General features: G+C 47.6%; 29 protein-coding genes. All 29 read right to left on the reverse strand.

Annotated elements, in window-relative coordinates:
- Positions 1–27 precede the first annotated feature (27 nt).
- On the reverse strand, positions 28–177 hold the full coding sequence (locus tag PBN151_RS31325) for a hypothetical protein (protein WP_175560726.1): 150 nt from the start codon (positions 175–177) through the stop codon (positions 28–30).
- Entirely contained in the window at positions 174–494 is a 321-nt protein-coding gene (locus tag PBN151_RS15330; protein WP_072729698.1) for a hypothetical protein, read from the reverse strand. Before PBN151_RS15330 ends, PBN151_RS31325 begins: the two co-directional genes overlap by 4 nt.
- Before the next feature lie 12 nt (positions 495–506).
- Positions 507–2,498: a hypothetical protein gene (locus PBN151_RS15335; RefSeq protein ID WP_072729699.1), complete on the reverse strand. Its 1,992-nt coding sequence runs from the start codon at positions 2,496–2,498 to the stop codon at positions 507–509.
- Positions 2,488–2,682, reverse strand: a complete 195-nt coding sequence (locus PBN151_RS15340) for a hypothetical protein (RefSeq protein ID WP_072729700.1) — start codon at positions 2,680–2,682, stop codon at positions 2,488–2,490. Before PBN151_RS15340 ends, PBN151_RS15335 begins: the two co-directional genes overlap by 11 nt.
- A 62-nt stretch (positions 2,683–2,744) precedes the next feature.
- Positions 2,745–3,317, reverse strand: a complete 573-nt coding sequence (locus PBN151_RS15345; RefSeq protein WP_072729701.1) for a stalk domain-containing protein — start codon at positions 3,315–3,317, stop codon at positions 2,745–2,747.
- Between the two features lie 38 nt (positions 3,318–3,355).
- Complete coding sequence (locus PBN151_RS15350) at positions 3,356–5,428, reverse strand: translocation/assembly module TamB domain-containing protein (protein WP_072729702.1); 2,073 nt, start codon at positions 5,426–5,428, stop codon at positions 3,356–3,358.
- Between the two features lie 5 nt (positions 5,429–5,433).
- Positions 5,434–5,793 carry a DUF6711 family protein gene (locus tag PBN151_RS15355; RefSeq protein ID WP_021260039.1) on the reverse strand — a complete coding sequence of 120 codons (360 nt, stop codon included), beginning with the start codon at positions 5,791–5,793 and terminating at the stop codon, positions 5,434–5,436.
- A gap of 40 nt (positions 5,794–5,833) precedes the next feature.
- A complete protein-coding gene (locus PBN151_RS15360) occupies positions 5,834–8,770 on the reverse strand; it encodes a hypothetical protein (RefSeq protein WP_072729703.1) in 2,937 nt (978 codons plus the stop codon).
- Positions 8,771–8,818: 48 nt separating this feature from the next.
- On the reverse strand, positions 8,819–9,187 hold the full coding sequence (locus PBN151_RS15365; protein WP_083545157.1) for a Gp15 family bacteriophage protein: 369 nt from the start codon (positions 9,185–9,187) through the stop codon (positions 8,819–8,821).
- Positions 9,147–9,473, reverse strand: coding sequence for a hypothetical protein (locus PBN151_RS15370; RefSeq protein ID WP_072729704.1), 327 nt, complete (start codon positions 9,471–9,473; stop codon positions 9,147–9,149). The genes PBN151_RS15365 and PBN151_RS15370 overlap by 41 nt, the downstream gene beginning before the upstream one ends.
- Positions 9,474–9,526: 53 nt before the next feature.
- Entirely contained in the window at positions 9,527–9,985 is a 459-nt protein-coding gene (locus tag PBN151_RS15375) for a phage tail tube protein (protein WP_072729705.1), read from the reverse strand.
- Positions 9,986–9,994: 9 nt separating this feature from the next.
- Positions 9,995–10,384: a minor capsid protein gene (locus tag PBN151_RS15380; RefSeq protein ID WP_227774712.1), complete on the reverse strand. Its 390-nt coding sequence runs from the start codon at positions 10,382–10,384 to the stop codon at positions 9,995–9,997.
- A complete protein-coding gene (locus PBN151_RS15385) occupies positions 10,381–10,755 on the reverse strand; it encodes a hypothetical protein (protein ID WP_072729706.1) in 375 nt (124 codons plus the stop codon). Before PBN151_RS15385 ends, PBN151_RS15380 begins: the two co-directional genes overlap by 4 nt.
- Positions 10,755–11,075 carry a hypothetical protein gene (locus tag PBN151_RS15390; protein ID WP_072729707.1) on the reverse strand — a complete coding sequence of 107 codons (321 nt, stop codon included), beginning with the start codon at positions 11,073–11,075 and terminating at the stop codon, positions 10,755–10,757. Before PBN151_RS15390 ends, PBN151_RS15385 begins: the two co-directional genes overlap by 1 nt.
- Positions 11,075–11,440 carry a head-tail connector protein gene (locus PBN151_RS15395; protein ID WP_072729708.1) on the reverse strand — a complete coding sequence of 122 codons (366 nt, stop codon included), beginning with the start codon at positions 11,438–11,440 and terminating at the stop codon, positions 11,075–11,077. The genes PBN151_RS15390 and PBN151_RS15395 overlap by 1 nt, the downstream gene beginning before the upstream one ends.
- Positions 11,441–11,448: 8 nt before the next feature.
- On the reverse strand, positions 11,449–11,712 hold the full coding sequence (locus PBN151_RS15400) for a hypothetical protein (RefSeq protein ID WP_072729709.1): 264 nt from the start codon (positions 11,710–11,712) through the stop codon (positions 11,449–11,451).
- 15 nt (positions 11,713–11,727) lie between these two features.
- Complete coding sequence (locus PBN151_RS15405) at positions 11,728–12,681, reverse strand: major capsid protein (RefSeq protein ID WP_072729710.1); 954 nt, start codon at positions 12,679–12,681, stop codon at positions 11,728–11,730.
- 19 nt (positions 12,682–12,700) lie between these two features.
- Positions 12,701–13,285: a phage scaffolding protein gene (locus PBN151_RS15410; protein WP_072729711.1), complete on the reverse strand. Its 585-nt coding sequence runs from the start codon at positions 13,283–13,285 to the stop codon at positions 12,701–12,703.
- A 142-nt stretch (positions 13,286–13,427) separates the two neighbouring features.
- Complete coding sequence (locus tag PBN151_RS15415) at positions 13,428–14,642, reverse strand: phage minor capsid protein (RefSeq protein ID WP_072729712.1); 1,215 nt, start codon at positions 14,640–14,642, stop codon at positions 13,428–13,430.
- Positions 14,639–16,147: a capsid protein gene (locus PBN151_RS15420; protein ID WP_072729713.1), complete on the reverse strand. Its 1,509-nt coding sequence runs from the start codon at positions 16,145–16,147 to the stop codon at positions 14,639–14,641. The genes PBN151_RS15415 and PBN151_RS15420 overlap by 4 nt, the downstream gene beginning before the upstream one ends.
- Before the next feature lie 2 nt (positions 16,148–16,149).
- Positions 16,150–17,544 carry a phage terminase large subunit gene (gene terL, locus PBN151_RS15425; RefSeq protein WP_072729714.1) on the reverse strand — a complete coding sequence of 465 codons (1,395 nt, stop codon included), beginning with the start codon at positions 17,542–17,544 and terminating at the stop codon, positions 16,150–16,152.
- Positions 17,537–18,037, reverse strand: coding sequence for a transposase (locus PBN151_RS15430; RefSeq protein WP_072729715.1), 501 nt, complete (start codon positions 18,035–18,037; stop codon positions 17,537–17,539). Before PBN151_RS15430 ends, terL begins: the two co-directional genes overlap by 8 nt.
- A 56-nt stretch (positions 18,038–18,093) precedes the next feature.
- The gene (locus PBN151_RS15435; protein ID WP_072729716.1) at positions 18,094–18,468 is read right to left on the reverse strand and encodes a hypothetical protein; all 375 of its coding nucleotides are present in this window, start codon (positions 18,466–18,468) and stop codon (positions 18,094–18,096) included.
- A gap of 270 nt (positions 18,469–18,738) precedes the next feature.
- Positions 18,739–19,173: a hypothetical protein gene (locus PBN151_RS15440; RefSeq protein ID WP_072729717.1), complete on the reverse strand. Its 435-nt coding sequence runs from the start codon at positions 19,171–19,173 to the stop codon at positions 18,739–18,741.
- Between the two features lie 95 nt (positions 19,174–19,268).
- Positions 19,269–19,931, reverse strand: a complete 663-nt coding sequence (locus PBN151_RS15445; RefSeq protein ID WP_072729718.1) for an RNA polymerase subunit sigma-24 — start codon at positions 19,929–19,931, stop codon at positions 19,269–19,271.
- 15 nt (positions 19,932–19,946) lie between these two features.
- Positions 19,947–20,288 (reverse strand): hypothetical protein, encoded by a 342-nt coding sequence (locus PBN151_RS15450; RefSeq protein WP_072729719.1) that lies wholly within the window; start codon positions 20,286–20,288, stop codon positions 19,947–19,949.
- Entirely contained in the window at positions 20,285–20,608 is a 324-nt protein-coding gene (locus PBN151_RS15455) for a DUF4406 domain-containing protein (RefSeq protein WP_072729720.1), read from the reverse strand. Before PBN151_RS15455 ends, PBN151_RS15450 begins: the two co-directional genes overlap by 4 nt.
- Positions 20,609–20,613: 5 nt before the next feature.
- On the reverse strand, positions 20,614–21,990 hold the full coding sequence (locus PBN151_RS15460) for a DEAD/DEAH box helicase (RefSeq protein WP_072729721.1): 1,377 nt from the start codon (positions 21,988–21,990) through the stop codon (positions 20,614–20,616).
- Positions 21,980–22,267, reverse strand: coding sequence for a VRR-NUC domain-containing protein (locus PBN151_RS15465; protein ID WP_072729722.1), 288 nt, complete (start codon positions 22,265–22,267; stop codon positions 21,980–21,982). Before PBN151_RS15465 ends, PBN151_RS15460 begins: the two co-directional genes overlap by 11 nt.
- Positions 22,268–22,349 lie beyond the last annotated feature (82 nt).

Consider the following 22,349-nt stretch of genomic DNA (forward strand, 5'->3'; position numbering starts at 1 on the left):
CGAGGGCATAAAAATAGCGCTGACCGTCTATGCGGTAGCGCCTACTGTTGGCGTAGCAATAATTTGTTGTCGTTCTTCGTCTGAAATAAAAATTGGGACGAATGTTTCCAGCTTATTTTCGTCCGCCAGCCCTTTACGCCAACAGTCTACTAAAAAGTCATAATACAGGCTCTTCACTTAGCATCACCTCCTGCAATTTGTGCCATCAGGCCAAGAACTGTAGCCTGTAACGCGTCTATCTGCTGTTGTTCCGGCGACGGTGGGCGAACTGGATTAACAATGTACTTTTCGCGCGCTGCTTCGTACTCGTCGGTTGTGATTCGCAGAATGTCGGCATGCTCTGGAATATTCTCCTCGTTCGTGATGACATAACATACCTGTTCACCAGTCGGATAAATTTGACTACCTGGGACGAACTTTTTTATGTTCAGACCCTTGTAATCAACATCGCCTTCATACTCTGAAAAAATATTTGTTATTCTTAATCCTTGCATTTAATCCTCTCCTTATCGCGCTGCTAGTGCAGCCAAATACAAGGCCATATGAGCCGCATCAAAATGTCGTGTGTCCGCTACCCATTGACTTCCATTCCATCGCATTGTACCTGATCCGCCGTATCCATCCCGTACAAGTGTATTTTCGTCAACAAAATACGCTGCGTATGAATTTGCAGATTGTGTGTATTGTCCAAATGAAGCTACGATTGTCCCGCTGGAATCATGCAGATTCCCGTTTCGCGCTTCGAAATAATATACATTTCCGCGTGCCCGTATCATGTCAGATACATCGGTTAGGTTTAAATTTTTATGGGGAATTCGATGTGTCAAATTTCCATTGTCATCGTACACCAATATTTCTTCCCAACCTTTGATGACTGCCATTAGATTAGGGGCTGCGATTGCGCCCATCATAAATCCCCTAATATCTAGACTGCCCCTTCCGTACTCGCGCTCATACACGATAGTGCCGTTGTAATCTACTTTCCGTAGACCGTATCTAGTATTGTAATTTTCTACACTCTCCGTAAAACCGCTGTAAATTAGGCCGTCACGAAAATAATATCTCCCTTGCACAATCCTATTGTAATTGATGGACGACCAAAAATTCGGGGCGAGATTCGTTGTTCCTGCGGCCTTTTGAGCCGTTCCTTGAACACCTAGTATATTTGCCTCCTTTAAAATGTTCTCTGGCTTCAGGTGCGGCGCTGGAGCCGTTACCCACGACGCTCCGTCGTAGTATCCGAATGGCGGTTGTAAAAATACCCTATCGCCTGCCCAAACCGTATGCGCGGTGCTAGGCATGTGGACATTTTCAGCAGAGCGAAACGGCATTGTACCTGTTAATGGCACGCCACCATCGTTGGTAAACGTCTTACCGGTTAGCACTTCCGGAGGCTGTGCATTCCCCGAACCCTTTATGATGTTACTGATTTTACCGAACAAGGTAGCCAGCGATTCTGTCGCCGTAGCAGAGACCCCCTTTGCTACCAAATTTGATGCCCCCACCGCTTTAGCATCATTAACCTTTTGTGCTAGTTGGTCGCCCGAATCTCCCCCTCTAGCTGGGGATCCAATAGCGGCGGCGACCTTGGTTTTTATGCTATTGGCAAGCGACTTTAAATACTTCAGCACTCCAAGCACGTTCTTGTCAGTAAACTCAGGATCATCAACCGCTATAGCTGCTGCGGCATGGGCTGCTGTACTTTTTAAATGGTCGTCCAGTTTATTTGCAGTCTGCCCCTGCTGAGTCTTCAACTGTTCGATGTCTTTCTTATCCTGCTCCGACATCAACCCACCAACAGATACCGTGGCAAACGGTATTACATCCGTGCCACCAGGAAGGTGTGTTTCCGCATGCTTACCTGGCGTCGCATCCCCTGTCGCTGTCACCGTCACTTCATTGGTATCAGGATTAGAAGTAACGGTAATACCGATGCCGCCTTTAATTTTGAGTGAGTCGCTTTTACTTTTGGCAGACACATCATTGACCTTCGAAAAAGCAAGCTGGTTGACTTCAGCGCCCTCCTCGATGCTGCCGAGCTTATCGTGATCATCTTGAGTAACGTGGACAACCTTATCAGCCTTGTGATCATCTAGGTCGGCCTGAACAGCATCTACCTCAGCCTTCCGAGCCACATCGTCAGCAGAATCTGGAGCAGCTGCTTTCATTCGGCCAGCAGCATCGCGCTGAGCGAGTGCCCCCGGAGTGGCTGCAGGCGTGCTTGCATTCAGCTTCGTGTAATCTGACGCTGACATAAAACCTGCTGCGTTCCCCTTAGCCGTAGGATGCTCATCAGCTCCACGCTCTTTGTGCGCTGTCAGAGCTGCTGCAGCTGCCGCGATGGCAGCATCCCTAGCAGCATCAGCTTTGACTTGAGCGTCTGCAGGTGTACCCTTTGTGTCCATGTCCTGCTGCACCTTATCAAAACCGATATTGATGTTGTTGAAGTCCTCACTTATCTTCTTCGTACCAACAAGGTTGCAATACTTATTTGCCACTAGCCTCATCTCCTTTCTTGCTCAATTGCTTTAGCCGTTTCTCGATGGCTTCCTGAACACCCAGCAATATTGCTTTCTCTTGCCCAGGATGGTATGGAGTCACGGCCATGATGACAGCGCATATCTCGGGCACGGGCTGGGTTGGATCCAACTCAATGCGAATGATAGGTTGTACTTGTGCCATAAATGCCTCCTTCCAAACAAAAAGGCCCCGCTATTAGCGAGACCTGAATAATTGGTATTTGGTTATTTCTTTGCTGCTAAAGCTTCCTCGACAAGACGAAGGTCTTCGTTTGCTCTTGCGATGATTGCATCATACTCATCGAGTTGTTTTTCCATTACTACGAGTACGGGTGCTTCCTCCCCTGATTTCTCCTGCGATTTTTTCAAGGTCTCAATCTCTTCGACAATGCTTTGACGTTCCTCAACAGCAGGCTTGATTCTATTTTTCTTTATACTATCTCTTAAAACTTCTAGGCTCTCTTTAGAATCCGCCATATATTTATTCCCATTTGTATCAGCTTTAGTTGAACCTCCAACCGAAGCATTTACAGCTTGTTTAGATGTCACAATTATTTTTTTACCTTCCACTCTGATATCAGCTCCTAACGCTTGCGACACACCACGTACTGGAACATTGGTTCTCCCATTGATCACAGCACCTTTATCTTGCAATGCCTTACCATTGACAACTACAGTGTATTCTCCAGTCACCTTCTCGCCCACAAGCGATTTGATTTGATCAGCAAATGCGCTGCCTGCGGTTGTTACCAGAGCACCGATAACAACACCACTTACTAGATACATCCATTTTTTCATAGAGCAAAACCTCCGTAACAATATTTACCTACATATTATCACTTCGGAGATGTAGTAGTAAATGATTGGCCCCCCCAGTTTTGGTTATCTTTATTACCATGGTTGTGGCTAGGCAAATACAATGAATGCGTATGGTTATTAAATAAGCGCTGAAGATTATCGAGTTGTGACTGCAATGAATCCAGTTTGTCTCGTAGTCCAATTATTTCACTGATACCCAACCTTAGCCCCGATACTGAAGAATTGAAGTTTACGGGCCCCTGTAAATAAATCGTTCCACTTGCACCGAGACGTAAGTCACGGTTACCAATGACATGCATTTCCTCAGTGATAGCATATACAATCCCCATTGGCGAACCAGACGTGTTGTAATATGTGTGGCCCGAGATATCTGCTTGTGAATTCCATCCAAGCTTCACTCTCTGCCTACCATTGTTGTCATAGAATAAAAACCCATCTGGGGAAAGCTCGATTCTTCCGCCAGATACAGCTGTCTTTATCGAAGAGCCGATAATGGTTGTTCCGTTAATCGTGCCACCGTTTATAGTAGAGGCGGTTATGGTTCCGCTGAAGTCCCCATCTACCCCACGGAGTGTACCAGTAAATGTTCCGCCAGCGGCCTGCAGGTCGCCAGCAAAAGTCCCCCGTGCTGCTCGCAGCTCGCCGCTGAAGTCTCCATCAACTCCACGAAGAGTGCCGGTAAACGTTCCACCTGCAGCCTGTAGGTTGCCACTGAATATGCCGTCAGTCGCCTCTAACGTACCATTAAACTTGTATCTTCCAGCCCAAGGATCGAAGTATATTTTGTCTTGTCCGTTAGCCTGGAATGAGAGCTTATCCGAATTGAGAATCACTTTCGAACGATGATCCTCTCTCTCGATGATGAGCCCATCAGTTCGCGTGATGGTCGCACCAAAATAGTTCTTTCCCTCTTTAACTGACGTCTTGTCCAGCTTATTCACTTGCTGTGATAATGACCCCTCTACGACAAATTCTGACTGCTGCGCCGACACTGACGGAGCTTCGAGCGACATTCTCAACCCGCCGGCAAAACTAAATACCTGGTGTAAGATGATCGACTTGTACCGGACAATTCCATCCCACGGGATGTGAGTATCCTGCCATGTGGAAACCGTCTCATCCCAGGTAGCTCCCTCCTGCTGTTCAAAAGCAATGATATCGCCTTGTTCAAGTTGAGGGTAACCACGGGCATTCATAGTCAACGGTAAATAAGAAAAACCGCTCAACGTGGCAAGCAGATCATTAACCATACTCTGCGTCACAAACGGGTTTTCGATATACAGGGTGTGATTTTCATCGCCACTACCGGCTTCATAATACAAATCATCCTCTGTGTTGTACGTGGCCACTATTCTGGTATATGTCTTGACCGGATTAGCCTGTTTGGCCGTGAAATAATCTGCTGTGGTCATCGCAAAGACAGGCTCTTCTGCCGCCGTGAACCTCTTGAACTTTAATGTACCGGCTTTGTCAATGTAGATGCTTGCACTATTGGCCGCAGCAATGTAGGCAAGCACCTGACGCATGCTATAACCTGCAGGCCCTACCTGAATCTTATAGGAAGGATTAATCACCACAGTGTTGTCATAGATCCAGCCTAGCCGCGCACAGATCTCGTCAAAGACCGCCTTATGCGTTGCCGGATAGGTCAGGGACGATATGTAGGCCACGTCTGCGAAAACTAGTTTGTCATAGCAGACATAAGTCCAAACGTCATTGACTCTTTCTCTCGAATCTACAAAGAACTCCCCTAGGGGCAGCCAATTTGTACTGGAGCCGTTCCAATTAATGTCCATGTCATTCCATGGATACTGTGCCTGCAGCCAGGTCATCCCCGCCATGGACAAAGACAGATAGGGTACGATTCGAGCATTCGGCTTAACAATCTCATTCGTGCGTAACTTAATAGTGAGCTTACTGGGGATTGCCGTACCTAATTCAAAACCATCTGACAGGCTCAGGCTGTTTTCAATTGAAAAATCTACGATTCTGGTATTGTCATATTCCTCATTCCCCACAGTTGCCTTGACTATAAATTCCCGATCCGGGCGCCGTAGATAATCAGTGTAGAGTGGCGATATTGGATACAATCAAATCACCTCTCTGTTAAGGTCAGCTTCAGCCCATTCCACATAATCTCTGAGCCCTTAGAGACAGCAAAAGGGGTTGGGCGGTTACCTACGTAAAAAGTCTTTGTCTCATACTTACCTGTCATAGGATCGGGATAGGTTACTGGAAAAAATACATTTTCCATAGACCGTAAGAGCGCAGATACCGTTGCCCATGGTAACTGCCCCCATGTCATTTCAATCTGTCGTTTGACCGCTATACGATCACGTTTGAGTGTACCGTCTGCAGTCCGGACGGAAGATTCCCCGTCATCAAGATCAAGTGTCGTCACAGTGAACTGGGATGGGTAGGCTGCAATGTCCTGCCCATTGATTTTCAATTGCATACATAGTCCTCCTTTCCAACTTCGTTAGTCGCTTTGGATTTTATATGAGTAGTAAGTTGCGACCTGCTTGCCGATTGGCGCTATTAATAGTTTTGATAGCTAATCTCCCGAACTCTGTTTCTCCAATCTGAAGCACTGTATGTTTATCTCCGGATCTTAAAGCATCAAGGATCATCATTAGTGCGTCCACAACCGGCTGGTTGTTCGCTCCGATCATGTCCTGTAACTTGCTTAACGGGCTCACTACTTCTGGGTCAACAGAAGCTCCTCGGTTGTCTCCGACCATTGCAAGCGTTGGGCCATATGCTAGCCCACCCTTAGCAAGGCGTGGAATCTCTGGAACCTTAATACCGAACGTCCCGCCTCCCAGGAAATCAGGGATGTCGAAACTGAGCTTATTGACCTGCCGCAACATCCAGTTAAACGCATCAATGATCATGTTGACCGCGCCCTTGAATAGGCCGACGATACCATCGAAAATGCCGCCACAGAATGTCTTGATTCCTTCCCATGCACGCTTCCAATCACCCGTAAACACACCGGCGATAAAATCAATAATGCCACCGAGCGCTTTAATAATCCCCCTAGCTGCGTCTACAATTCCGCCTAGTGCCGTACCGATAACAATTAAGATGCCGTTGAATATTTCCGCAAAGATAGGTCCCAGCTTCTGCACTAACCAATTTACGATTGGCAGGATGAACTTATTGAGAATATCGAGTGCAGCTGAAGCAAGCTTGCCGACAAAATCCAGAACTTCCTTGACAAGGCCCTTCAGATGCTTATCCCATAGCTGAGTCAGCATGTTTAACATACTGGTTACGAAAGGCTTGAGGAACCCATTCCATAGGCTATCCCATAACTTCTTAATTCCATCTAATGTGTCCTTAAGTCCGCCGATAATCTTTTTGCCCCATTCTCCCCACCATTTGAAAATGATGTCAAGAGTATCCTGGACAACCTTTGATATTAACTTCATGGCCGGGCCAACGGCTCCGCGCCAAATGTCGTCGAAAATCTGCTTAGCAACATCAAATAGTCTTCTGAATATATCCTGCGCACCCATCATGAAATCGGTCAGCATTGGAAGCCCCTCACTAACAAACTTAGATAGGATTGGAAAGACAGAATCCCAAAGAGTCTCAACAACATTAAGTGCGCTATCACCTAAACCCGCCAGTACATGCCCAGCGAGCTCTATGCCCTTCTGCCAAAATGGGATCAGCCCATTATGGATCCAGTTCTTCAGTGGTTCACCTAAAGTCAAGACGTCATTAAACATCTTTCTGAACTGTTCTTTCCCGCGATCCAACACCGGGGATATCTCTCCCCACGCAATTTGAAAACTTGGGCCGAACGTTGACACCAGCCAATCCCATCCGGACTTCACCCCTTGCCAAGCCCCATCAAAAGCGGCTTTAACGTCAGCGGCCAGTTTGTCCATCTGAGTTTGGATACTGTCGATATCCATTTCAGGCATCTTCATCTCAAAGTCTTTTCCACCACCGGCATCAGGTGAATCGTCTTTCTTACTGAAATCCAAGGTGTTTAATTCATCGAAGCTAGCAAGTGCCCCCTTGGCATCCTTATCTGCTTTCTTTGCTTTCTTGCCGTAGCCCTCCATGGCTTTCTTAGCCGTTTCAATCCCCTTGGCCGCGTCATATGACTGTTTGTATGTCTTACCGAAGAGCGCCGATATAAACGCCGCTATGTAGGCCGTGGCCCTCGCTAGGAACGACATCAAGGCATTGATTGCTGGCAGAATAGCCTCATAGATTGGCTGGAAAGCTACGCGTAAATTTGTCTGTATCGCGTTCAGGCTGGCCGCGTATTCGGCGTTTGTTTTGAGCGAAGCACCCAGATAGGAATTAAAGTCATGGACTGCCCTATATAGGACTGAGAACACAAAGACCTGCTTTAAAATACGGGAGAACGCTGCCGTAAACTGGTTACCCATCTTACCGGAATCCCGGCCAGCCGTGTTGAAAGATGTTCCGGCCCCCGCTGCTGCTCTGGCCGCATTATGCAAGTTGCTGGTCAGCTTGTTTGTAGATTTGTTCGCCCGATTAGACTGCTGTGCTGCTTGACCCGTTGCTTGCCCTGCTTGTTGTGATGCTACTGCAACCTGATTCGATGCTTGGGCTGCTTGCTGGTTACTAGCTGCTGCCTGTTTTGCGACTTGTCCCATTTGTTGGGTAGCTGTCGCAGCCTGCTGTATTGCGTCATCTAGTTTCCATATTTTCGCAGCCGTATCATCTGATTGTTTGCTCAGTCGCAAAATAGTGGATTCCGTGTTGAGTATCTTTTCTTGCAGCTTACTTTTTGCAGCATCGTTAAAAGTGTTCTCGTAAGATTCTTTTAAATCAGCCAGCTTTTGGTGCTGCAGCTCCAGCTTGGCGTTAGTGTTATCCAGCACCTTTGTGAGATGTTCTACTTCTGCCGTGGCAGCGTCAGAATCAAAGGGTTCAGGAGACGCTTTTGTCTTAGCCTTTGTTCGTTTACCTGAATCACTACCTGAATTGCTACTAGAACCATCACTACAACAGCAAGCCGCCTGTGCACCAGCTGTTATGTCACCTGAAAGCTTTAATTTCTCTAGAAACTTAGGCCCTTTTAAGCCAGACAGCTTTCCAGATATGCTGTCGATCGCTTGTTCCGCTGCCGTTTTGTTTTCCTCTATGGACTGCTTCATGGCCTGGCTTGCCGTATCGATAGACTTTACTAGGCGACCCTCAACGGCAGCTACGGATTGCTCCATACCATCGGCAATTCCCTTCATTGCCGTTTCAGTAGTAGACTTCAGCGTCTGGGATATATTAGCCGCAAACCCATTAAGGCTAAAGCCGCCAAAAGTGCTTTGCAGGGATTTAGTAAGCTGCTGTCCGATCTCCCCAGCTGCCGCTGTGATCTGCTTAGTAAGATCGTTACCGCCTACCAGCTCTAGGCCAAGACTGACCTTTCCAACTTCATCCGACACTCGTTCACCCCCTTGCCGGACAAACAAAAAGACGCCAGTGATGGCGCCTTATCCGAATGCTTGCATTATTATATTTTGGAATTCCTGTACGGCTTTGGCCTTCTCTTCATCAGACCATTTGACTTGATTCATTCCCCGTACCCGCCACTCGTTGCGAATTCGATGCTGCTCCGTACTGAAATTCTTCAACTTTTCTCTATCATTTTCACTTCGAATCGATACGATCTGACCTAGTGGCGTCTCTGGCATGATCCCAGCAAGCAGTGTACAAAATTCATCCCAAGTCATATCCGGCTCAGCACGCAAGCGAATGCCGTACTGTGCGGCAATGGATGCCTCAATGAGGGGCCAATCCTCGTACAGGTCATACCAGGTATTAGGCTTCGTGCTTGGCCGCGAGAAATCGAGCCTCAACAACCTCGAATTCTTCTCCGAGTGCACCGGCAAGGGCAGCCACGAAGACTATTTGAAAATCAGCGAAGGAGATATCTGATTCATTAATCTCCGCCACGACTTCCTTCCCAAGTGCAAGTTCAAGCACTTCGTCCAGGTATGCTGCACCATCACCAGCTTCGTTCATCTTAGCCTGAATTGTTAAAACTGTATTCTTACGGTTATCAATCGGGTATTCCTTACCTTCACCCAATTTCAGCACCGGGCGCTCATTGGTCAATTTACCTGTAATATCAATTGTCTTTGCCAAATTCAATCATCCTCTCGAAATTAAATAGACACATCCGCTTAAGCGACCGCCGTTTAAGGAGTAGTAGGAGCTGGTGTATAGTTTGGTTTGCCGTCTGATTGAAGTTCGCATTCCAATGCAGATACAGTCGTACTGTCACCACCGTTAGGAGCTGATACACTCACAATGCAATCAAATTCCAACTTGCTGCCGTCTGGAAATTCGATCTCCGCTTTGCTGGAGCAATCAAGTCCTGACTTCCAAGCCGTATTGGCGATATAATCATTCCCGGGATCGCCCACATGTCGCTTGCCATTTAGAGTAATACTAAACCCTTTCCCCGTGGCAAGACGCCGTGTCCACCCTTCTGTCTCCATTGGAGTCCATTCTTCAACATTCGTATCGATGGCAATACTAAACGTCTCCATCTCCTTGATCAGCACCATCTCTTTCGCTGTAGATGCCCTGCCTTTGGTACCGATCTTAAACTTAATATCAAATACCGGGAATACTCCGCTTGTTACTGCAGCCATGTTCTCACCTTACCTTTCATAATAAATGTGCGTTTCAATCACATATTCGTACACGCCTTCACTATCTGTTCCAACACTGATTGGTTCAGGCTGTGGCATCTTAAACATGGCGACTCTCTTCCCACCGATTTCTGCTGTCTGACCGAATAGGGTGGCGTATACTTCCTGCGCTTTCTGTTCTGCTACGTTCGCGTTCTTGCCCCAATGAACAAGGATTGATACTGCTTTGACCTGATAGCCTGTCGCTGCCAATCCCCCCACAGCAATACGAACGGGCGCCCCAGTCGTATTGTAGAGGCCAATACATTGCTGTTTGTTACCATCTATCTCCCCTATATACCATTGAGGACAGTCAATCTGTGTTTTGAGCCAATCTCTTACTTCGGCCAACGTCATCATTTGATCAGCCCCTTCGCTGCCATCTTAAAGAACGTACCGTATGACTTTACGACAAACTCCTTCTTGTCACCGCTTAAATATGGCTCCATCCATTTACCCTGCGCATTAGTATTTTTGTCGGTCCTAAAATTGTATTCTGGGTGCCAGTACAAACGACGAGCATACGGGGTATCGAAAATGACCCTTGCCGTTCCCTGCTCTACTAACACATGTCCGCTACGCTCCAGTTCCCCTGTTTGCTTCGGGACGACTGCAGAAGTCACGATATCCGACTTGACAGCTTCCGCCGTCATTTCAATCGCCTGCTGCTGGATCTTATCTAAATTATTTAGAGCTGCCTGGTTGAGTGTGACCCTTGTGGTTACCTTCATCAGCTCAACTCCAGTTCTGTACTGAACACGCTACCGTCTGGATTACGCGGCCGCTTCGTTTGGTAGATGTTCTTTTGATCTGTTCCAATCAGCACGTAGCCCTCAATTTTCTTGCTTGGGTTAATATCCCCCTCGATGATTATCAGGCCCGAAAGTTGAACCAGCCGCCGCTCTGCATTAAGCACTTGCCTGGACTTCTCATCATAACAACAGAGCCCATCGAAGATTATCTCCTCGACAGGCTCACCGTCTTCACTTAGTTCTGTTTGATACACTTTGACCGGCGTGACCTGGTTCCACCTTGGGAACGGGAATTTCATCAGCACAGCCCCCTATTCGTCAGCCCAGTCGGCATGAGCAGATCAAGCACTACTTCCGTAGTCTGTACTCCACCGGCACCAGTAGTTGCTTTGAACGTCATGCTGGTGCTACCAGCACTGTAGCCAGACAAGGGCATGGTAAGATAATCACCATACTTAAATACAAAATCCGCCTGCTGGCAAACGGCCTTGGTCACATTGATGCGTTGAAAAGACGTGAGGTTATCGAACCCACACGCCACAATGCGATTAAATGTTAGCCGATCGATCTGATCGGATGCTCGATCCAGTGCTTTCTCCAACTTATCAGAAGGAATCAAGCCGTCGCCATGCCGATCGTAATCATCTGCCGTTGCATAGGTCATACGATCACCTACTTCCCGGCTTTTGCGCTCTTCGATGGCTTTTCAGCAGCCTCTGTTTGTTCTCCCTCGCCTGGAGGTACACTGGATTCAGGAGAAGGTGAAACGCCAGGTTGATTATCCTCTTCAGTTACAGGCTCCTTTTCAACCTCATACCCTTTTGACTCGAACCATTCGAGAAGGTGAGGGTTTTCCGTTTCTCCAACCCCGTTAGCGAACGTTACACCAGCAGAAATACCGGTGTATTCTTTGTTCGGTGCAATTACTTTGGCCATGTTTCTCATCCCTCCTTACGATACTTTGATCTTGCGCATGACACCCGCAGCCTTTGTTGCTTTTAGTGCAACAGCAGCAACCATCTCAACCTCACCAGTCTTTACGGCTCCAGATGTCGTATAATCAGGCAGCCATGTGCGAACAGGCGGTTGTCCAGCCATCGAAACTCCATGGAAACCATCCAAGCCTAAACGCACAGCGAACAACGAAGTTTCCCCTGACGATTTCGTTCCAACAACAGGATCATTAGTACCGGTTTTTGCTCCAAGGTCAACAAGCGGCGTCTCATTGTACTTTTCAACTTGACGGCCAAACTCATCACGCGAGATCGTATACATACCAGCGCGGCGGGCACATGCGCGAATTTTTGCGATCAGTTTCAAGTTACCCAAGATGCCAGAAGGTGTTCCGTCTAGCCCCATGAGGAACTCATCCAATTGATCCAAAAACACTTTATAGTTCTTATCCACTGCTTCGGATGTTGATAAGTCAATGGCATCTGTTGGAAGATACTCCGTGCTAGAACCTGTCAGGGCCTTTTCTAATCCATCAAATGCCTTCGCTTCTACTGCGGAGTCTCCGTTAATTACCGTGTCGTTAAACAGTGCCTGTGCAGCCTTTACCTTCTGTTCCAATTGCAGTTGCACCTCTGACACAATGCCGCCCATTCCAGCGATGATTCGGTCAATTTGGAATGTGCCACCGAAGATCTTCAGATCCACGTTATGCCGCTGCTTGGTAACTTCCTGCGGTGTGTACTCTTCGTTAACGGCACGAAAAGCAGCTGTTGGTTGAGTGATAAGGCGTGTGTAGCCGTATGTCAGTGTTGCACCGCCACCTGTTGGAGAAACAGCGTCGTCAAACGTCAGATTCTCCAACAGGAAATTATTCTTACGGAATTCATCAATCACGCCCATAGTCAACGCATCTTGAACGTTTTTCTTTGCTTCACTCAGTGTTACTGCCATTATGAATCACTCCTAATTATTATTTTTGGAAATGGGCTGCTATTGCATCCTTGAGAGAAGCCGTTGCAGCCGGTGGGTTCGGGTTGCCGCCACCACCTACACGGAATCCCGGAGGCGTCTGCTGCTGTTGGGTGTCATCCGACTTGAACAGATACGCATCAGAGGTTTTTAGTTTCGAAAGCTGTTCCTCTAGTCCTACAATCTTGCCATCATCCCCTACGACCAACTTTTCTCTATTAATCAGTCCAGTTACAACCTTTTCATTGTGTACCTTACCGTTGAGTGCGGCCGAAATAGCGTTAGTAAGTGTGATCTCCTTTAGTTCAGCAGCGTGCTTTTCGGCAGCTTCTTTATTGGCTGCAGTCAATGTTTCAATCTGCTTTTTCAAGTCCTCGGACAGGCCGGCAGTCTTTCCAAGTTCCTCAATCTGCTTGTCACGATCAGTAACGTCCTTTTCGGCCTTCTTCTTCGCTTCTGACAGCTCGTTATATTTGTCCTTCGGAACGGTGTACTTCGGCAGCTCTTTGCTAACCTCTGCAACGATTCCATCAATTTTGGATTCTTCGACGTCCAACTTCTTCAAAAGCTCCTTCAACCAATCCATATATCATCATCCTCCATAGATTTTTATAGCTGCTCTCCAGCTATGGGAGCGTGCCGTTATGCTCCGGTCTGAGCACGCCTAGTTTAGAGCCATACGACAGGGCAAAATAAAAACACCCTCTCAGGTGTCTGGTTGTTCATATCTACTCTCGGTATCGATCCCTACGCAGCTGAGGATTGTCCTCTAGGTGCTGCTTTAGATGGTTAGTCCATTCCTGCACCTTTGCACTGTACTTTTTACGATTATCTTCATCCAGTGAGCCCTCGCGAAGCCGCTTGTATCTCCTGATCTGACGCTCCATGTAGCGCTGCCGCTGTTCGGCTTGATAGTTAAGTTTGGCCATCTTCTCGTCCACAGGGGCTGGCATCTGAGTGATACCTGGAATGTATGTAGCTAAAGTATGACGGCAATAAGGATGAAAGGCATTATTCTTCATCGCCTCGGACAACAACACATAGCCGGTCTCCTTAGCTAGCTGCAGTGCTTGTTCTTTACCAATCATTGTATATATATCATCGATCATCACAGTTCCTTGGTACGGCATACACGGCTCTGAACAGTTATTATGAGCCGACATAATAACCGTATAAATCCCCCATTCATTCCGCTTTTTGCCCTCCCCCAGAAACGTAGCGCGCTGCGATGCTGTCCGAAGCGCCATTTCAGCGTAGGCTGATATCGTGACGCGACGACCATTCGAATAGGTGATACAGTCGATTCCTTTCTCCAGAAACTCCTTCGTAGCCAAATCAATCGCCTGATTAAGTGACTTAGCCCCGGCAGTCATATGCATCTCTGCTTTGTATATGACCTGCCTGTACACATCATCCATCTGACGTAGTACACCATGCTGCGCTTTCTTCAGGTCACCTTTTACGCTGTCTTGCAGCACCGTCAACTTCTTTTCATTCATCCTGAAGAATTCAGTCTCCGGTGATGCTTTCGGTAGAACTGGCTTCGGCTGTGGAGTATTACTTGGTGATGGCTTCACTGTATTCACAGCTTCCGGTTCAACTGGTTTCGGAGGTTTAAAGTCTTCAGGTAAGCTGATTTCACCAGAAACAGTTTTTTTGACAACCTGCTCAACAATCTGCTCACCCGTATTAAAACTATCCCGCAACACCTCATCAACCAGTTTATCTGCCTCTTTAAATGCTTGATCAGTAATCTGTTTGTTTGCTTTCCGGTAGTCCTTGATGTTCCGCAGCTTCGCAAGCTGCCACTGGTCAAACTTAAATCCTACCTTTTCCTCTTCTCGCTTGTGCCTGGACAAGTTCCGTTTTAAGGAAGCGATCAGGTTCAAAGTCATCTCGGTAAAGATGCGACCAATATCATATGGGCTTTTGTGCTCGCTCATTCCACCTCACCAGATTCAGGGGGTACCGTTTCAGGTGGTTCGTCATTCTCACCGACTTGCGGCTCATCCATCGACGTCAATCCCTGCTCTACTTTCAGCCGCATGACCTCTTCGTCCTTTTCTTCATCGGTCCAAGAATCTCCATATAGCTCTTCGACTACTTGTTCAATTGACATGATGCCGTATGTCTTCGCCTTTCCGATCGTCTCTACAACGCTGTCAAAGCTCGGGCTGGCATACTCCCCGAACGCAACGCTGGCTTCGTAATCGCCAGCTGTTCGATTATTCATCGTGTCATATACCTTTAGCACCGTATCGACTAGCTGAGGAATGACCTCATTCAGCCGTTCGATGATCTTGCCACGGGTGTAAAGCGTGGCCTTTTCCTTCTCGCGCTGCGCCTCAGCATTGTCTAGCTTCTTGAGATCGATGCCAAGTGTAGATGGGCTAATAATGCCCTGCAAACACATGTCCAGGGCGCTTGCATAGCTGGCCACGAACGCCTCAAATAGAATAGCGGGCTGTACCATATCGATCTGACCTTTTGCATCCTCGGCCATTACGCTGCCGATGCGAATGAACTGATTATCAAACGGGTTAGGCTTCATCAGAGCCCCATTCTGTGGATTCTTAGGGATCAAGTCCTCAGGAATGTACTTCTGTACCCGCCCGGCACGTATAGCATCCACCCATTGGCTTATGACCTCGTCGAGAGCATCGAAGCTGTCAGCTTTCGAGTCGAAAATGGACTTGCCTCGGCCCTTCCACTTCTTACTCCGGAAGAACGCAAGCGGTACGGCCATGATGAAGTCGCCGTCAAACGTAATCTCAGAGGCCAACTCAGCGGTATCCGGTATCGAGGATAGCGGAACCTCTTTACCATCGGCATTCAGCAATCGGCACCGAACGTACCCGCGCCCAAATGTCTCCTCAAGGCGATAGTCCTTATCCTTAAAGCGGTAATCGGTGTAGAAGATGACTTCCTGAAGCCGTCCACGATCACGCTTATAGCTGACCTGATCCCCCGAATAAAACTCGATGATCGGATACTCGGTAATTTCAGTATCCAGTGTAATTTTGAACGCCCCGTCACCAGCTACAAGCGTCTCGATGATAGATTCGCCCACCAACTCGTCGAAGTCGTTATCCTTGGCTATCTCATTCCATAAGTCCGTCTGCTCCTCGTTCTCCAGCTCTATGCCGTCCATATCAGCCACGACGATATCAGACAGGCGCTCAGCAATCATTGCTGGAAGCCCTGAATGGATCTTCCTAATAGCCAGATCATCGGACGGAACAGCTGCCCAGAAGCGCGACTTACTTACACTATCGGATGCCGTCTGCTTGTAAAACTGGTCTAATTCGCTCGGATCCCCGCGATACCAGAGCCGGTTCCGCAGCACATTCGTTTCATAGCTGAACGGCTCCTTGATCGTTATGATTTTGTTATCCTGCGCTGGCTGGATCCTCAGCATCTTCATGATCATGTTCTTAAACCACCCCATTCCTACCCTCCTAACAGGTACATTGTTTCTGCGATGCCCGTTGTAGCATCCGGCGCATCATCATTCTTGTTCGCGCCCTCACGCTGGTAGCTTGTCATGGCCTTGTGGTACTCCGGCCATCGATCACGCCAATTGACTGGGTAGTAAACATGATTCATAACCCAAGTGGCGTTGGACGTTATACGTGCAACCTTGTTCTTCGATTGGTGGAACCAGCTCACATCTGTTCGGTTGCTCTTCAAATCCACCTCCAGGATTCGCTTCACATTCCGCGCAAATGATCGGCCACCACTGTTGGACTCAATTCTTTCTTTATTGACCTGGAACGCAAAAAGAGCCTTCGCGACTGCGGGCTCTGTGATCTCCATTGGTTCCTTGGTATATATGACATCCAGGACGTACGCCTCTTTCTGATATGCACCCCAGATGATGTTGCAAAGGTAATCTGATCCCTGATCGGCACTGTCACAATAGGAGTAAATGCCAGTGAACAACGCTTCACCGTGGCTATCAACCGGCAACTGCTCATAGGTCTTGAACGAGCTGTACAAGCGACCTTTAATGTCAATGGGCTCCTGCTGGTAGTTGGCGCTGGCTATGTCGGCTCCCATGGCTCGTACCTTCATGTCATACGACTCTCGGCTTAGCACTTCCTCACAGAGCATCGTCCCATCGTCCTGCAGCGCCTTCATGCTCAAGTGACGAACTTTCTTACGTTCCTCTTTGAAATGCTCAAGCGCACGGCCTGCCAGGTCACCAGTTGCCCAACGGGTCATGATGATGATGATTTTGCCGCCTTCCTCTAAGCGGGAAAGCATGGTGTTCGTAAACCAGTCCCAATGCTTCTCCAGCGTGGCCTCATTGTTGGCTTCTTCGGCATTCTTGATAAGGTCGTCTATGATCAAAATACTCGCCCCGAAGCCTGTTGCTGTACCCGTAGGAGACGTTGCCAGATAGTTGTTATAACCACCCTCAAGGCTCCACAGGTTCATGGCAGCGTCACCCTTTGCAATCCGGGTATGCGGGAAAATGTCGCTATATACGATTACTGTAGGGTCGGCCTTGGCTGTGCTTATGCCATTTCGGACAGCCTTGGAGAACGTCGTGGACAGCGTTTCGTTATAGGAGCCAGTCATGATTTTTGCTGATGGATCCTGTCCGAATACCCACTGGGCGAACATGGATGCCGTTCTGGACTTGCCATGCCGTGGCGGCTCATTGACGATCAATATGTCGTCATCTGACTGATAGAAGTCTTGCATCTCATTGCACAAGTCATTCAGATACTGTCTATCGTCCTTGTAGAAGTCAGGAGCCATTGCCTGGCAAAATCCGAAGAATTCACGCCGTGCCAGTTCGATCTTGGCGTAAAGCTTGATCGTCTCTATATCAACCATCTCGTATCAACTTCCTGAGCTCATCGGTGGTTAAGCCCTGAAGCGGGTTATTGACTTCCACGTTGCCACTATGTCCAATCTCCTGCTTATCGCGCCACTTATCAGGTCTACGGTTCTTCAACCAGAATATTTGTGCCGTAACGTCTGGTTGTACTTCCTTCGTGACTCGTTTAGTCTCGACCATAACGTTTATCCACTCGCCTGTTTCTGGATCGATCTGCCTATCGGCTTCTCGGGTCACCTCATCATACTGATAGCCAGTTGCACGCTTAAACAGCGCATTTTCAACCTCAACGTCCGCTACTTCCTTGCCCTTTTTTAAGGCTGCCGATAATGCCGAATACTTTTTGACATACTCCCGAAAAGTCGAATATGCCACACCAAGTTTTTTGGCGATATCCTCATCTATAACCCCGTCACGCGCCCATGCTTCTACAAGCAGGAGCTTGGGTTCAACGTGAGACTGGTACTTGTTTTTCCTTCCTCCTGCCATGTTATCAACTCCTTCTAGGGAATAGAAAAAGCCGCTAATCACTAGCGGCTTTGTTTTTACAGAATAACACTTGATGTGTCGAGAGGTTTCTCCTCAAAAGGGTCTGAAATATCCAAATTAGGATACTTTGACTCTATAGATTCAAGAACGGCATTAATGCTGTTTGAGAGAAGTCTATGTTCCTTTTTCAGTTCATTAAATTCGTTCTCAGTTCTCTCAATTGACCGTTCCATTGATTCAATGTAGGTTTTGTAGAATCTAGAACGCTCCGCTTCTGGTAATTCATCATGTGCGTCCTTGAATATTTCAAACTGGACACACATTAGACGGAGTTCAGACTGCTTATTTTCTACTCGTTCTTCATCATGCTTAAGATTTTCTTTTAAAATAGATTTCCATTCAAATATACCTTTAGCCAATTTATTATCCACTAGGTATCCCCTCCTTGTCATAATATACCTTTCGACACCAGGTAGATAATTCCTCCTAGAACTTCAGTCTTATTTTAAGGCATCTAGGGAACATATAGTATTGCTTCGTGCCTTCCCATCGTCCCCATCTACAGCCGATATATTTATCAGGCTGCTGTGGTTTTCGCTCAGGCGGCTGCAGCTTTGCTATCTTGTTAGCTATAGTAATCACCTCAAATTCGCAAGCGCTTGGGATTTTGGATAAAGAAAAAAGCACCCGTATTTGGGTGCTTAATCCTGCATCAATTTTCGATGGAGAAATGCTTGTACTTGGTCGTGGTAGTAAAAAACCTTATTTATTAACTCGTTAAGTTCATCTGGAGAGTAATCGAAATCAAAGCGACCATACAGATTTATAACTCTCCTGACTGATATCTCGTATATTCCGACTGCTTTCTCAAGCTCCGTCAGGTCTTCATTAACAAGTGGGAAAGTCTTCTTGTACATGTCCAGAATAGTCGTTATATGTTTTTCCGAAAGCTCTACGTCTCTCTTACTCACTATTTTCCTGTAGTGGCTATCATCTCCAAAGTAATGCTTATCAGAATATCTTCTTAACCTCTTGTCATACTCATATTTACTAGTAATCGTTTGGATTTCATTAGTCATAATATCTCTCGCCTCCATATCATCATATTTCGACACAATGGAAGCCATATCCTGCAACTAAAATGCCGCCTCCATTTGGAGACGGCTATGTGAGAAGAGGAGAAAGAACCAACACTTATAATTCTTCTGACACTACCATATTAACACGGAATTCAGCACGTATGTTCCCGTATTTTTCCCTCGTTTTTCCCGACTTTTTCCCACCCAACTAAGATTGCGTATTGCGCTAAGGCAGTACGTCGCATTCTGTAGTACACACTTCTCGCTAGATGCATTCTCTGCAACACTTCCCCCCAAGGTAAACTTTCGATGAAGCTCAGGCGAAGCAGTTCCTCATATTCTGGCTTTTGCTCTTTGATGATTTGCAGTATGTCATCAATCCGCTGCTTCTCAGCAAGCAGATCCTGATATTCAGCAAGCTGCGCCAGAATCGCTTCGAAGCCTACCGGTGTGCCTGTCCGTGCCTCGATGACCTTCACAATCTTCCTCTGCAGCTCCTCTAGCATTGTCCCGTCCTCATCGTCCACCGGCTCACAGGCTTGGACGGCTTTCAGCTGCGCCTTGGTGCCAGTCGGATATCGTTCCAGGTACGCATGCGCTGCCGCCTCCAGGCGCTGCTCCTTTGCTGACAGGTACATGTAGCTCGGCATACGTCGAAGTTTTGCATGCAACTCCTGCAGGTGGTCGTCTTGGTTCAAGCGGGACACCGTAATGCCATTCCCTACGCTGTACGTTTCCAAGACACGGAGACGGCCAATGATGTCTCGATATCCTGCCAGCTGCTCAATTACCTTTTGCTCTATTGTCTTTGCCATCAGCTCCCACCTCCTCTACACTTCGTAATCCTCTTCTTCGCCCTCTATTTCAGCGTCATATTCTTCTTCACTGATTGGTACCACCCATTCCGGGTCTAACCCAATCTGCTTGGCCAAGTTGCCCGCCAGCTTCTTATGAATTGCATCGTAGTCATCCTGCGTCTCTGGTGCTTTTTTGCAATTTCCCAACTTAATCTGTGTATAGCATTCTGCTGAGTCCCCATATTCATCATGAGCCATTTCAGCTTCTGGCTTTATCAGGAAACAAAATCTAAGATCCACCAGCGTTTCTGACTCTTCAAAAGCAATTTGTTTATCAACCACTCGTTGCTCAATTTCCTTAGCATTTGGAATCATGCAGTTTCACCTCCAACGATTAACTTATCTATTGTGATCACTTTCATTTCAAGTGCTTCCGCCAATCTAACCTCAAGCCTTGCCCCTCTCGATTTCCACCATCCAGGTAACACCGCAACCATGTCAGCACCCATAAGCAGCTTGATGTCTGCCCGCATGTACGTTACCCAGTCCTGCTGTTCAACAACAACATCCGCAGGGTTAAGCACATGATATCCGAGTTCACGTAATTGTGATGCAGCTCTGTGAAATGCGGGGTGGTTGAACTCTGGTAATCCGGTCATCGGACCAGAAATATAGACTACAGGCATATGGCTCATCTAATTCACCCTTTCTGGATTTTATTTATCCGTGCTTTGACCGCCTGCATTAGTGCCTCCTGGCCGTCTGCCTTTCGTTCAAGGGCTGCGACAGCTTCCTCGTCCATCGTCCCTTCGGCCACCAATCGCATAACGACAACACGCCGTGTCTGCCCTTGCCTATGAACGCGGGCGTTTGCTTGCTGGTCTTCCTCCAAGCTCCATATCTGGTCATACCATACGACGGTCTGGCAGCTTGATTCCTGAAGGTTGAGGCCGTGGCCAGCTGACTTAGGGTGTAGAAGCAGCAATGGTATTTCATCATTGTTCCAAGCCCTGATATCCTCGTTCCCGTCTTTCCCTTTTCGAAGGGCACGTGCTTGCGGGAACCGCTCTTGGATCCGTGAAAGGCTATGCTGGAAGTTGTAAAACACCATGACAGGCTTGCTCTGTGCCGCTTCGATGATGTCCTCCAGTGCGTCCAGCTTCGCGTCATGGATTAGTTTGACGCCTCGATTCTCATCATAGACGGCTCCACTAGCCATCTGCAGAAGCTTGTTCGAAAGCACTGCCGCCGTACTTGCTACCACGTCGGCGTCGATATACTCCAGCAGCAAGTCCTTCTCTAGTTTCTCGTACAGATCCCTAGCTTTCTCCGACATCTTTACAGGAACCGCCCGATCAATTCGTTCTGGGAGGTCAAGCCAATCCTCTGCTTTCATGCTAACCGCTAAGTCATTAATGGCTTCGTAAATCCGTTCTTCTGATTCTTTCTTTTGCTTCCAGTTGTAAACGACATGACCGCTTCTCTCGCCTGGGGTAAAGTAACGGTCGCGATAGCCTGTTATCGTCTTACCTAATCTCTCACCTTGATCCAGTAGATAGATGGGCGCCCACAAATCCATAAGGCTGTTCGGTGCTGGCGTCCCGGTTAGGCCGATAACACGCTTCATCATTGGCCGAACTCGGCGAAGTGCCCGAAACCGTTTAGACTGGTGATTCTTGAAGCTACTAACCTCATCAATTACAACCGTATCAAAAGGCCACTTGCTGCCATACTCTCCAACCAGCCATTCCACATTCTCACGATTGATTACGTAGATATCAGCTTCAGCCCTCAGTGCTTTCCGTCGTGCCGTGGCACTGCCCAACACTTTTGATATCCGAAGGTGCTGCAGGTGATCCCATTTGCTGATTTCCCGTGCCCATGTATCGTCAGCTACTCGCAACGGCGCTATCACTAGAACCTTCGTGGCTTCGAAGTAGTCATTCAACAACAGGTCGACTGCTGTTAGAGTCGATACTGTTTTCCCTAAACCCATCTCTAGGAACAATGCGATATAAGGTGTATCAAGGATTCGGGATGTCGCATACTCTTGATATTGGTGTGGCTTATATCTCATCTAGAATCACCTCCGCTATAAATCTGTTGATGCCCTCAACCGAATCTATTTTATAAACCTTGTGACCTAACTCTTGAAGGGTACGCGCCCATTTTTGTTGTAAAGGACGTAATGGCTTACCGGGGGCTTTCATCTCTACGAAAGCCACTCGACCTCCCGGCAGAATTACAATTCGATCTGGTACGCCGCTATTGCCCGGACAAGTCCACTTCTCTGCTCGTCCACCGATCCTAGTAACTGCGTTCACCAACTGTCGTTCCAGTGTGGACTCTCTCAAAATTTTCATCTCCTTACTGTATCAGCAGTAACACTCGCACGCGCGTACTGCGTTTTTTCGCGTTTAACTACGCTCTACGTAT

The sequence above is a fragment of the Paenibacillus sp. NAIST15-1 genome, assembly GCF_001894745.1.
In the GTDB taxonomy this organism is placed as follows: Bacteria; Bacillota; Bacilli; order Paenibacillales; family Paenibacillaceae; genus Paenibacillus_B; species Paenibacillus_B suaedae.